Origin of the sequence: Bradyrhizobium sp. 147 (assembly GCF_023073935.1) — a bacterium.
GTDB lineage: Bacteria > Pseudomonadota > Alphaproteobacteria > Rhizobiales > Xanthobacteraceae > Bradyrhizobium.
Map to the genome: position 1 here is coordinate 13,234 of NZ_JADPKL010000144.1, position 11,971 is coordinate 25,204.

Consider the following 11,971-nt stretch of genomic DNA (forward strand, 5'->3'; position numbering starts at 1 on the left):
TTGTGCCGGTGGACTATTCGCCGTCGCAAAGCCTGCTAGGTTAATCCGCCCCGTGGAGCCCGTGCATGATCGATCTGACCACCCTGCTCACCTACATCATCATCGTGCTCGGCTTTGTGTTCATCCCTGGACCAGCCACGCTCCTCACCATGGCGCGCGCGGCCAGTTCCGGAACGAAGGTTGGCATTGCGACAGGGGCGGGGATCGCTGCGGGAGACATCGTCCACACAACGATGGCGATCGTCGGCCTCTCGGCGATCATCGCTACGTCGGCACTCTTGTTCAGCATCGTCAAATATGCGGGGGCAGCCTTCCTCATTTACCTCGGCATTCGCGCGATGCTGGAAAAGGCTCCACTGGGAATCAGCGCCCGGACCTTGGCGATCACTGCGGGTCAAGCGTTCCGACAGGCGATCCTGGCGGAGGTGCTGAATCCGAAGACCGCGCTGTTCTTTCTCGCCTTCCTGCCGCAGTTCGTCCGGTCGGACAACGGGCCGGTCGTGCTTCAGCTTGGAATTCTGGGAGCCATATTCGTGTTGCTCGGCCTCGTCAGCACCGTCGTATTCGCCGTCGGTGCGGGACGTCTTGGCAACCTCGTTCGCCGCCACCCGGCCATTGTCAGGTGGCAAGGCAAGTTGGTCGGCGCAGTTTACTGCGCCGTCGGTGTGCGGCTGGCCTTGCAGGAGCGCTGATGTTGTAGGGCCCGGTGAGCGAAGCAATAGCCGGGACGGCGGTCTCGCATCTCGCTTCGCTCATGCCGGCGGTTCCGTATGCTAGCGCTCTACTCCCTCACACAATGCGCAATCAGCCTCTCCACGAACGCCGCGCACTTCTCCAGCTCCGCCATCTCGACGAACTCGTCCGGCGTATGCGCCTGCGCGATCGATCCCGGGCCGATCACCACCGAGGGAATATCGGCCATGCTGGCGAACAGGCTCGCCTCGGTGCCGAACGCGACCTTGGCGTGGTCGTTGCGCCCTGCAAGGCTCTTGGCCAGCGTGACGATGGCCGCGTCGGCGGCCGTGTCGAGCGCGGGATAGTCGAGGATTTCCTCGAAATCGATGCCGCACTCCGGATGCTGTTTGTTCATCAGGGGCTCGAGCTCGGCCTTGGCCCAGGCGACGATCGCATCGGTCACCTCTTTGGACTCGGTGATGCCGATGCCGCGGCATTCGAAATCCACCGTGCAAGTATCCGGCACGATGTTCAGCGCGGCGCCGCCATGCACGATGCTGGTGAGCAGCGTCGAGTGCGGAACGTCGTAAAGGCTGTCCGTTGATCGCGCGGCCGCGAGTTTTACCGCGCGACGACGGATTTCGGTGATCAGTTCTGCGGCATATTCGATCGCGTTGACGCCGTCGGGCGCGATCGAGGAATGGCGGGCGAGGCCGCGAAACGTGGCGCGGACACCGTGCTTGCCTTTGTGGCCGATGATGACCTTCATCTCGGTCGGCTCGCCGACAAAGCAGCCGAGCGGTTTTACGCGTTTCTTCGCCACCTCGCGCAGCATCGGCCGCACGCCGACGCAGCCGATCTCCTCGTCATAGGAGATCGCCAGATGAATCGGCGTCTTGAGCTTCGCCTCCACGATCTCCGGCACCATCGCGAGGCACACCGCGACAAAGCCCTTCATGTCGGTGGTGCCGCGGCCGTAGAGCCTGCCGTCACGCTCGACGAGCTTGAACGGATCGTGGCTCCAGTCCTGGCCGACCACGGGCACGACATCGGTGTGGCCCGACAGCACCAGGCCGGGACGGTCCTCCGGTCCAATGGTGACCCACAGCGAGGCTTTCTCGCCGGTCTCATCGACGATGCGCTCGCCCTTGATGCCGAACGCGGCGAGATAGCTTTCGATATGGGTGATCAGAGGCAGGTTGGTGCGGTCGCTGACGGTGTCGAAAGCAACGAGGTCGGCGAGCAGCTTGCGGATGCGGTCGGGTCTTGAGCTTGGCATTTTCAGGATCTTGTCAGGAGATTGCGGAAGCCGAGGCAGCTTGCAGGAACATACCAGCGCGGCGGCGGGATGGGCAAATGCACCCACAGCTGTCATTCCGGGCTCGCGACTTCGTCGCCCCGGAATGACGAGGGGAAGGCTACAAGGCCTTGTGTTGCGTGATGGGCAAAACACGCCAGCGCTGGGTCAACGTGCGCCATCCAAAATATTCCGCTTTACCGAAATTCGGAAATCGCGTATGTGTCGCGGCAACCCGGCCCAAGCAAGAGGGGCGTATCGCGATCGTCACGACACGCGGGCCGGGCGGCGGTGGACGCAGGTTACATCGGCGCGAAGAACTTCGCAGGGCGGAGAGCCGTGAGCGAAGAGCTTCGCGCACTCGACCGGTGTGATCGGCGTACGGCGAAATCGTGTGGTCCTGGCGCCCGGGGTCTGTGCGCCAAGTCTTGCGGTGATGTGAGCGGCCCAACCGGACCGCGGCATCAGTCATCGGCAAGGCGACGGGGGCAATAGTGCATCGCTCCCCGAGGAGAGCGCGACATAAGCCGTTCCAACCATCCGCGCAGGGAAGGCCGGGTGTCTCCGGTTGCCCTGTTGTCCGCTATGCATGAAGCACACGCAACCTGCTCTTGGCATGGCGGTCCATGGGAGCCAACCGGCTCCCGGTCTTCCCTGCGCCCTCTTTCAATTATGAGGGCAAGGCACCGAAGCAAAGCTCGGGCGAACAAGCCGCGAGGATGCGAAGGTGTGTCTGCAATGAAGACGCGGGCTAAGGAGTAGCACTCTCACTCCCAACTTGGTCATTGCGAGCGCAGCGAAGCAATCCAAAAATGTATCCGCGGAAAGATTCTGGATTGCTTCGCGGAGCCTGTCACCGGACCGCGCTTCGCGCGGACCCGTTGGCTCGCAAAGACGACGTTGAGCCAGCTGTGCGCAAAAACTCCGGGTTCTTGTTAAACCGGCTTGCCCGTATACGGCATCGATGCCGTCAGGCCGCCGTCGACCGGGAATGCCTGACCATTCACGTACGAGGCCTCGTCGCTGGCCAAAAACAGTCCCATCGCCGCGAGCTCGTGCGGCTGGCCGGGACGCTTGAGCGGGTTGAGCTGGCCGATCTTGTCTTGAGTGCCGCGCTCCTTGGCGCGGTCGAAGATCGGTTTGGTCATGCCGGTCTCGATCAGGCCAGGGCACACCGCGTTGATGCGCACGCCGGTGCCGGTGAGCGAATAGGCTGTGGTCTGCACCAGGCTGATCACGCCCGCCTTGCTCGCCGCATAGGGATGTCCGCTGGCGCCGGCCTTGAGGCCGGCGACGGACGCCGTCAGCACGATCGCGCCGGACTGCTGCTTGACCATGTGCGGCATCGCGTATTTCACGGCGAGGAAGGGCCCGATGAGGTTGACGCGCAAAATCTCCTGCCAGTGCTCCACCGTCTGCTCGGCGAGCGGGATGAGCCCGCCCGAGACGCCGGCATTGGCCCAGATCACGTCGAGCCGGCCGTGCGCCTTCACCGCCTTGTCGATCATCGCGACGACGTCCGTCTCGGAGCCGGCATCCGCGATCATGGCTTCCGCGATGCCGCCGGCCTTCTTGACCTCCTCGACGGTCTCCTTCACCGCTTCGGTGCGATCGACGGCGATGAGCTTTGCGCCTTCCCTGGTGAAAAGCAGCGCAGCGGCGCGGCCGATGCCGCTGCCGGCGCCGGTGATGATGACGGATTTGCCTTGCAAGCGGCCCATGCGCTTCTCCCTTTGGCTCGCACGCGGCCCTTGCCGCGCGACGGAATTTCAAACAACATTTCAAACGGCAAAGTGTCTTGAGACACGTTCGCTACTGACGTACAGCGACATAACGCGGGATGGAAGGGTTTCGATGGCAGGCGCAGACAGGCCGAATGTGGTCACGACACGGTGGTGGTGGGTCCGGCACGCGCCGGTGCGCAATGACGGCGGCAACATCTACGGCCAGTCCGACATCGCCTGCGACATCAGCGACACCTATGTATTCAACGCTGTTGCCAAGGTGCTGCCACGCAACGCAGTCTGGTATTCGAGCAATCTAATGCGCACACATCAGACGGCCGCGGCGATCTGGGCAACAGGCTTTCCACGGCCTGCGTCGATGAAATGGGAAGCGGATCTCGCCGAGCAGAATCTCGGCCGTTGGCAGGGCATGAACCGCGCCGAGTTCATCGCGAGCCGCCCCGTCGGCGCCAGCTGGTTCGCCGACATCAATGAGCCTGCGCCCGGCGGCGAAAGTTTCATGGACCTCTATAATCGCACGCGACGCACCATCGAACGGATCAATGTGGAAGCGGCCGGGCAGGACATCATCGCGGTCGCGCATGGTGGCACCATCAAGGCGGCCGTCGGCCTTGCGCTCGGCGGCTTGCCGGAGCAGGGACTCGCATTCGATATCGACAATTGCTCGGTGACGCGGCTCGATCATTTCGCAAGCCCCGAGCGCACGGTCTGGCGGTTGCCGATGGTGAACCAGCAGCCGTGGATCGCCGATGCTGCGCACGCAGCGATGCACCAGCCTGCGGGACCGGAAGTCAAGAAGCTTGCGTGAGCCGTTGTCCCGCCGCGCGCCTGCGGCGTAAGGTTCAAAGCCAAGTCAAATCATACTCTCGGAGAGAAACATGACCTTGTTCGACATGAAGGGGAAAGTTGCCGTCATCACCGGCTCGACCCGCGGCATCGGGCTCGCGATCGCCGAGCGCATGGCCGAGCACGGCGCCAAGGTGGTGATCTCCTCGCGCAAGGCCGACGTTTGCGAGCAGGTGGCCAATAGCATCAACGATAGATTCGGCAAGGGCACCGCGGTCGCGATCGCCGCCAACATCTCCTCAAAAGAGAATCTGCAAAACCTCGTCGACGAGAGCAACCGCGCTTTCGGCAAGATCGACGTGCTGGTCTGCAACGCGGCGTCGAACCCGTACTACGGTCCGCTCGCCGGCATCTCCGACGATCAGTTCAGAAAAATCCTCGACAACAATATCGTCGCCAACAATTGGCTGATCTCGATGGTGGTGCCGCAGATGATCGAGCGCAAGGACGGCTCGATCATCATCGTCTCGTCAATCGGCGGCCTCAAGGGCTCGACCATCCTCGGTGCCTACGCGATCTCGAAAGCCGCCGACATGCAGCTCGCGCGCAATCTCGCCTGCGAATACGGCAAGCACAATATCCGCGTGAACTGCATCGCGCCCGGCCTGATCAAGACCGATTTTGCGAAAGCGCTTTGGGACAATCCGGAGAATCTGAAAGCCTCGACCTCGCGCTCGCCTCTCTTGCGCATCGGCATGCCCGACGAGATCGCGGGCGCGGCGGTGTTCCTGGGCTCTGCGGCCGGCGACTTCATGACCGGGCAGACCATGGTGATCGACGGCGGCGCGACGATCAGTTGAAGCTTTGGCGTCATCCCGGGGCACGCGAAGCGTGAACCCGGGATCTCGAGATTCTCAAGGTGCGCAATTGCGCACCATAGTTCGATGCTTTGCATCGAACCCGGAATGACCCTTCGGGTCACTCCACCGCCGCGTAAACCAGATCCCGCACCAGCGTGCGCGTATAGTCGCGTTGGCCTGGGCCTTGGCTCATGAACACCGCGAACAGATCCTCCTTCGGATCGATCCAGAAGAACGTGCCCGCAATGCCGCTCCAGAAATACTGGCCTATGCTGCCGGGGAAGGGCGCAATGCCGGCCTCACGGCGCACGGCAAAGCCGAGACCGAAGCCGTGGCCGGGCGACAGCAGCGTGCCATTTGTTGCAACATGCGGCCCGAGATGATCGGACGCCATCAGCTCCAGCGTCTTGCGGCCGATGATCCTGTTGCCGTCGAGCGTGCCGCCGTTGCGCAGCATCAGGCAGAAGCGGGCATAATCCATCGTGGTCGAGACCAGCCCGCCGCCACCGGACTGCATCACCGGCTGCTCGAGCATGTTGAAGAGCGCGACCTTGTCGCCGGTCCAGGGATCGGCCGCGAACGGTTCGGCGAGGCGGCCGGCATTGGTCTCGGACGTCGCAAAGCCGGTCTCGGCCATCTGCAAGGGCGCGAGGACGCGTTCGGCAAGGTACGCGCCGAGCGATTTGCCGCTGACGACTTCGATGATGCGGCCGAGGATGTCGGTGGAGCGGCTGTAGTTGAACTCGTCGCCGGGATGGCAGATCAACGGAAAGCTCGCCACCAGCGCGGCGTGCTCGGCATTGGTGATCTTGCGGCTGCGGACGCGGGACTCCTGGTAGAGCTTGTGCACGGGGCCGTCGCCCTGGTGCTCGTAGGTCAGGCCCGAGGTGTGACGGAGCAGGTCCTGCACCGTCATCGGCCGCCTCGGCGGAACCAGGTCGAGCCGGCCGCCGCTGACCACGCCGACCTTTTGCTCGGCGAACTCCGGAATGAACTTGGCGACCGCGTCGCTGAGAAGGAGATGGCCATCCTCGATCAGCGCCATGATAGCGACCGAGACAATCGGCTTGGTCATCGAGAAGATCCGGAAGATCGAATCGCGCGCCATCGGCGCCGCACCCGCCGGGCTCTGCCGTCCTAGCGCCTCGAACCAGCCGATTTCGCCGCGGCGGGCCACCAGCACGGTGACGCCGGGAACGGTTCCCTTGTCGATCTCGCGCTTGAATGCGTCCGACATGGCCCGGAGGCGGGGACGCGACAGCCCGAGCGTCTCGGGGCGGGCTTCCGGCAGAGGCGGGGTCTGCGGCGCGATCGTGGCGTGTTGGGCGGCTGTGGCGGTCATGGGCGCTCCCGGTTGCTCTTGATTATCTGGAATGGACTGTGGCCCCAAAACCCCGGCACAAACAAGCGAAGCCGGCGCGGTTCACCCTTGCAAACCGGCCGTCCCCTGTGCTTGAAAGCGGCCCTGATCCTAAGGCGACGCGGGGTCTGTAGGAGTGTAGCTCAATTGGTAGAGCACCGGTCTCCAAAACCGGGGGTCGCAGGTTCGAGCCCTGCCACTCCTGCCAGCAAAATCAATTAGGCGGCTCGATCCGCTCGCTTGCGGCGCAAGCCGTCCCCATATCTTGACCTTTGGCCCCATCCGCAGTATTTACCCCGCACTCGCAGCCGGCCCGTTAGACGCGGATTTCCGGCGCGGCTTTGAATCCCCGAACAATCGAGCCCGGTTTCCGGCTCATCCTTCAGACGAGGGCTGGGCCAAAGGCGGCTGTTCGGATCCCTTTGAAATCAGTAGCCGTCTTGCGACGGACGTTGGACATCAAACGATGGCAGTCAGCCCGTTCAAGTTCTTGCAGGAAGTGCGCTCGGAGACCGCCAAGGTCACCTGGCCGACCCGTCGTGAGACCACGATCACCACCATCATGGTGTTCGTCATGGTCGCCGTGGCCTCGGTCTTCTTCTTCGCCGCAGACCAGATCATCCGTTACCTCATCACCTTCCTTCTGGGCATCCACTGATGGCAACAGCAACCGCTCAAGTGTCCGACAAGCGCTGGTACATCGTCCACGCCTATTCGAACTTCGAGAAGAAGGTCGCCGAATCGATCCGCGAGCAGGCCAAGCAGCGCGGGCTCGAGGAGCTGTTCGAGCTGGTACTGGTGCCGACCGAGAAGGTCACGGAAGTGCGCCGCGGCCGCAAGATCGACGCCGAGCGCAAGTTCTTCCCCGGCTATGTGCTGGTGAAGATGAAGCTGACCGACGAGGCGTTCCATCTGATCAAGAACACGCCGAAGGTGACGGGATTCCTCGGCGCCGAGAACAAGCCGATGCCGATCTCGGAAGCCGAGGCTATGCGCATCCTGCATCAGGTGCAGGAGGGCGTGGAACGGCCGAAGGCGTCGGTCTCGTTCGAAATCGGCGAGAACGTGCGCGTTGCCGACGGCCCGTTCGCCTCGTTCTCGGGTGTGGTCGAGGAAATCGACGAGGCGCGCTCGCGCGTGAAGGTCGCGGTGTCGATCTTCGGCCGCGCCACGCCGGTCGAACTGGAATTCGGTCAGGTCGAGAAGGTCTGACCGGGTAGGCGTGAGACTTCGGTCTTGCGCAGCAAGAGGCCGTGGGAGGGAGAGGGCGGTTGCCAGCCGCATCCGACCCAGACCACGAACCTGAAACCGCCGGCGGATATGCCGGCACAACAGGAGTGATACATGGCAAAGAAAGTGACCGGATACCTGAAGCTTCAGGTCCCGGCCGGTGCGGCGAATCCTTCGCCCCCGATCGGTCCCGCGCTCGGTCAGCGCGGTCTCAACATCATGGAGTTCTGCAAGGCGTTCAACGCGCAGACCCAGAAGGAAGAGAAGAACACCCCAATCCCGGTGGTCATTACCATCTATGCGGACCGTTCCTTCACTTTCGAGATGAAGACGCCGCCGATGTCCTACTTCCTCAAGCAGGCCGCCAAGATCCAGTCCGGCTCGAAGGCGCCGGGCCGTGACAAGGCGGGCAAGGTGACCAAGGCGCAGGTGCGCGAGATCGCCGAGAAGAAGATGAAGGACTTGAATTGCGACAGCATCGAATCGGCCATGAAGATGGTCGAGGGCTCCGCCCGTTCGATGGGTCTGGAAGTTGCGGGGTAAGCGGTCATGGCAATCGGAAAGCGTTTGAACAAAGCCCGCGAAGGTATTGACCGCGAAAAGCTTTACCCGCTCGCGGACGCCATCAAGATGGTCAAGGAACGCGCCAAGGCGAAGTTCGACGAGACCATCGAGGTCGCGATCAATCTCGGCGTCGATCCGCGTCACGCCGACCAGATGGTTCGCGGCGTCGTGACCCTGCCGAACGGCACCGGCCGTACGCTCCGCGTCGGCGTGTTCGCCCGTGGCGCCAAGGCCGACGAGGCCAAGGCGGCGGGTGCTGACGTCGTCGGCGCCGAGGACCTGGTCGAGAAGGTGCAGAACGGCTCGATCGATTTCGACCGCTGCATTGCAACCCCCGACATGATGCCGCTGGTCGGCCGCCTCGGTAAGGTGCTCGGCCCGCGCGGCCTGATGCCGAACCCGAAGATCGGCACCGTGACCATGGATGTCACCGGCGCGGTGAAGGGTGCCAAGGGTGGCTCGGTCGAGTTCCGTGTGGAGAAGGCCGGCATCCTGCAGGCCGGCGTCGGCAAGGCGTCGTTCTCCGAGGAGAAGCTGGTTGAGAACATCAAGGCCCTGGCAGACGCCGTCTCCAAGGCGAAGCCGGCCGGCTCCAAGGGCACCTACATCCAGCGCGTTGCGGTGTCCTCGACGATGGGCCCCGGCGTGAAGGTCGAGCCGGGCACCATCCTCGGCTAGGGCTTGCCTCGGCTGAGATTTGCAAAATCCATGAGGGGCGGAATTGGGCAACCGATTCCGCCCCTCGTCGTTTGTGACCGCGTTCACGGGAAACAAGAACAATGGCTGACAAGGTCCTGATCTACTCCCGCTTTCCCAAGACGATGATGGTGCGTTTCGCCGAGCGCTTCGAACTGCTCGACACTGGCGGCAAGCCCGCGCGCGAGGTGTTTTCGGCTGACGAGCTCGGCGGCATCCGCGCGGTACTGACGGCAGGCGGCACCCCGCTGGGAGCGGAGGCGATGGACCTGTTTCCCAAGCTCGGTGCGATTGTCTGCTACGGCACCGGCTATGACGGCGTCGACTTGGAGGCGGCCGCCGCGCGCAAGGTTGCGGTCGGCCACAGTCCGGGCGCCAACGCAGCTTCGGTCGCCGATATTGCGATGACCCTGATGCTGGCGACGACGAGGCGGATCCTGGTTGCCGACCAATATGTCCGCAGCGGCGATTGGGCGGCGTCAAAACCCTCGCCGATGATGCGGCCACAGACGGGCATGCCCGGCCGCCGCATCGGCGTCTACGGCATGGGTGAGATCGGCCGCAAGATCGCGGCGCGCTGCGCCGCTTTCGAGAGCGAAGTCGGCTATTTCAGCCGCACCAAATACGATTTGCCATATCAATATTTCCCGTCACTGGAAGAACTCGCCGACTGGTGCAGCGTGCTGATGATTGCGGTCCGGGCCGGAGCCGAGACCCAGCACGTCGTCAGCGCCGACATCCTGAGGCGCCTTGGCGCGGACGGGTATGTCGTCAATATCTCCCGCGGCTCGGTCATCGACGAGAAGGCCCTGGTCGCGGCGCTGACGGACAAGACCATCGCCGGCGCCGGCCTCGACGTCTATGAGAGGGAACCGCACGCGCCCGACGCGCTGACCGCGCTGCCCAATGTGGTGCTCGCCCCTCATCTCGGCGGCCATACCCTCGAATCGCACGTCGCCATGCAGAATTGCGTGCTGGCCAACCTGACCGCATTTTTCGATGGCAGGCCGCTGCCCTATGAGGTCAAAAAGGCCTGAAGCGATCCTTCTCTGCCCTAATTGGTCAAACGCTTGCGGCAACGGATTGGAACTGGTGTGAATTTTGCTCTTGGCAAGCCGGCTCCGAGCGGTTAAAGAGCCGCTTCCGGACGTGCCGACCTCGGCTGGCGCGTTCGTGCTCGCATTCCGAAAACCCGACACGACAGGAGATCATTCCTTTCCAGGACGTCCGTAAGGATTTTCCGGACAAGGAAAGAGAGCCCTTCATTTGGTGGAATGCGGACAGAGGTCGGACGGTTCGCCGGCTGACCTTGTCCTGTCCAAGACTGCAGGCGCCCGCGGGGAATTTCGATTTCTCAACGGCTTAATCGCATGGCCTGCATAGACGGGTGAAGACCGGATTTCACTTCGCGCCCCAGCTTCAAACTGGTTTCGCGAAACGGGGTCTGGTTCGGACCTCGACACGCCGTGGGCCTCATGGGCTCCCGGAGGGCAGGCTTTGAATTGTCGTCTTGCCCGGCGTGTCCGATGGGTTTGGCCCGGAGGTTCAGGTTTGGGCGGGAGGATGGGTGCAACCCGGCGGTCCCGCTTCTCGCGATGACCGCCAACCGGAGAGAGCTTGCTGTGGAACGAGCGGCAAAAAAGGAAGCGGTCGAACAGCTCAACGAGGTCTTCAAGACCACGAGCGTCGCGATCGTTGCTCAATATTCCGGCCTCACCGTTGCCCAGATGCAGAAGCTGCGCACGCAGATGAAGCAGGCTGGCGCCTCGGTGAAGGTCTCGAAGAACCGTCTCGCCAAAATTGCTCTTGAAGGCACTGACGTCGTTGCCATCGGCCCCATGCTGAAGGGGCCGACCGTGATCGCGACTTCCAACGATCCGGTAGCGGCGCCAAAGGTCGCCATCGAATTCGCCAAGGCGAACGAAAAGTTCGTCATCGTCGGCGGCTCGATGGGCAAGACCGTCCTGAATGTCGACGGGGTGAAGGCGCTTGCCTCGCTGCCGTCGCTTGACGAACTGCGCGGCAAGATCGTCGGCCTCATCGTGGCCCCGGCGACCAAGCTCGCTCAGCTCGCCAACGCGCCCGCGGGCAAGCTCGCGCGCGTCATCCAGGCTCATGCCTCAAAGGGCGAAGCGGCCTGACGCCCTTCGCAAAACTCAAACCCGAACCAGACTTACACGTAAGGAAACTGAACAATGGCTGACTTGCAGAAGATCGTTGACGACCTCTCGAGCCTCACCGTGCTCGAAGCTGCCGAACTCGCGAAGCTCCTCGAAGAGAAGTGGGGTGTTTCGGCTGCCGCGGCTGTCGCCGTGGCTGGCCCGGCCGCTGGCGGCGCCGCTGCCGCTCCGGCGGAAGAGAAGACCGAGTTCACGGTCGTTCTCGCCAGCGCTGGCGACAAGAAGATCGAGGTCATCAAGGAAGTCCGCGCCATCACCGGTCTCGGCCTGAAGGAAGCAAAGGACCTCGTCGAGGGTGCTCCGAAGCCGCTGAAGGAAGGCGTGAACAAGGAAGAAGCCGAGAAGATCAAGGCGCAGATCGAGAAGGCTGGCGCCAAGGTCGAGCTCAAGTAAGCGCAGCTTGCTGGTGAGGTCCCGGGCGAGCATCAGCGCGACCCGGGGTCTTGGTCCGCTCCTCATCAAAGGGGTGAGCCGGATGCAAAAGGCGTGCGACGGAACGTCCCGACGCAGGCCGAACACGAAAAAGTGTGGGGATTTGAGGGTTTACCCCTCGAATCTCCACTATTGTCGCCCCATAT

General features: G+C 63.1%; 13 protein-coding genes and 1 tRNA gene. 11 read left to right on the forward strand and 3 right to left on the reverse strand.

Annotated features, from left to right (window positions below; all coding sequences use genetic code 11):
• Positions 1–65: 65 nt before the first annotated feature.
• Positions 66–692: a LysE family translocator gene (locus IVA87_RS34645; protein WP_247337580.1), complete on the forward strand. Its 627-nt coding sequence runs from the start codon at positions 66–68 to the stop codon at positions 690–692.
• Positions 693–781: 89 nt separating this feature from the next.
• Here IVA87_RS34645 and argE read toward each other — a convergent pair whose 3' ends face one another.
• Both argE and IVA87_RS34655 read right to left on the reverse strand, forming a co-directional pair.
• A complete protein-coding gene (gene argE / locus IVA87_RS34650; RefSeq protein WP_247337615.1) occupies positions 782–1,954 on the reverse strand; it encodes an acetylornithine deacetylase in 1,173 nt (390 codons plus the stop codon).
• A 953-nt stretch (positions 1,955–2,907) separates the two neighbouring features.
• A complete protein-coding gene (locus IVA87_RS34655) occupies positions 2,908–3,693 on the reverse strand; it encodes an SDR family oxidoreductase (protein ID WP_247337582.1) in 786 nt (261 codons plus the stop codon).
• 133 nt (positions 3,694–3,826) lie between these two features.
• On the opposite strand from IVA87_RS34655, the gene IVA87_RS34660 reads away from it, so the two are divergent.
• Together IVA87_RS34660 and IVA87_RS34665 are read left to right on the forward strand one after the other, a co-directional pair.
• Positions 3,827–4,525, forward strand: coding sequence for a histidine phosphatase family protein (locus tag IVA87_RS34660; protein ID WP_247307066.1), 699 nt, complete (start codon positions 3,827–3,829; stop codon positions 4,523–4,525).
• 70 nt (positions 4,526–4,595) lie between these two features.
• On the forward strand, positions 4,596–5,363 hold the full coding sequence (locus tag IVA87_RS34665) for an SDR family oxidoreductase (protein WP_247307067.1): 768 nt from the start codon (positions 4,596–4,598) through the stop codon (positions 5,361–5,363).
• A 118-nt stretch (positions 5,364–5,481) separates the two neighbouring features.
• On the opposite strand, the gene IVA87_RS34670 is transcribed toward IVA87_RS34665, so the two are convergent.
• Complete coding sequence (locus tag IVA87_RS34670) at positions 5,482–6,705, reverse strand: serine hydrolase domain-containing protein (RefSeq protein ID WP_247337583.1); 1,224 nt, start codon at positions 6,703–6,705, stop codon at positions 5,482–5,484.
• A gap of 150 nt (positions 6,706–6,855) precedes the next feature.
• On the opposite strand from IVA87_RS34670, the gene IVA87_RS34675 reads away from it, so the two are divergent.
• The 8 genes from IVA87_RS34675 to rplL all read left to right on the forward strand — a co-directional run bounded on the left by IVA87_RS34675 (position 6,856) and on the right by rplL (position 11,786).
• Positions 6,856–6,931: transfer RNA gene (locus IVA87_RS34675), tRNA-Trp, on the forward strand.
• Positions 6,932–7,189: 258 nt separating this feature from the next.
• Positions 7,190–7,381, forward strand: a complete 192-nt coding sequence (secE, locus tag IVA87_RS34680) for a preprotein translocase subunit SecE (protein WP_027564420.1) — start codon at positions 7,190–7,192, stop codon at positions 7,379–7,381.
• Positions 7,381–7,935, forward strand: a complete 555-nt coding sequence (nusG, locus tag IVA87_RS34685; protein ID WP_018647229.1) for a transcription termination/antitermination protein NusG — start codon at positions 7,381–7,383, stop codon at positions 7,933–7,935. The genes secE and nusG overlap by 1 nt, the downstream gene beginning before the upstream one ends.
• Before the next feature lie 132 nt (positions 7,936–8,067).
• Positions 8,068–8,496, forward strand: coding sequence for a 50S ribosomal protein L11 (rplK, locus tag IVA87_RS34690; protein WP_012045056.1), 429 nt, complete (start codon positions 8,068–8,070; stop codon positions 8,494–8,496).
• Positions 8,497–8,502: 6 nt separating this feature from the next.
• The gene (gene rplA / locus IVA87_RS34695) at positions 8,503–9,195 is read left to right on the forward strand and encodes a 50S ribosomal protein L1 (protein WP_018647230.1); all 693 of its coding nucleotides are present in this window, start codon (positions 8,503–8,505) and stop codon (positions 9,193–9,195) included.
• A 101-nt stretch (positions 9,196–9,296) separates the two neighbouring features.
• Complete coding sequence (locus IVA87_RS34700; RefSeq protein ID WP_247337585.1) at positions 9,297–10,250, forward strand: 2-hydroxyacid dehydrogenase; 954 nt, start codon at positions 9,297–9,299, stop codon at positions 10,248–10,250.
• Between the two features lie 585 nt (positions 10,251–10,835).
• The gene (gene rplJ, locus IVA87_RS34705; RefSeq protein ID WP_247279356.1) at positions 10,836–11,354 is read left to right on the forward strand and encodes a 50S ribosomal protein L10; all 519 of its coding nucleotides are present in this window, start codon (positions 10,836–10,838) and stop codon (positions 11,352–11,354) included.
• 54 nt (positions 11,355–11,408) lie between these two features.
• Positions 11,409–11,786: a 50S ribosomal protein L7/L12 gene (gene rplL, locus IVA87_RS34710; RefSeq protein WP_124157674.1), complete on the forward strand. Its 378-nt coding sequence runs from the start codon at positions 11,409–11,411 to the stop codon at positions 11,784–11,786.
• Positions 11,787–11,971 lie beyond the last annotated feature (185 nt).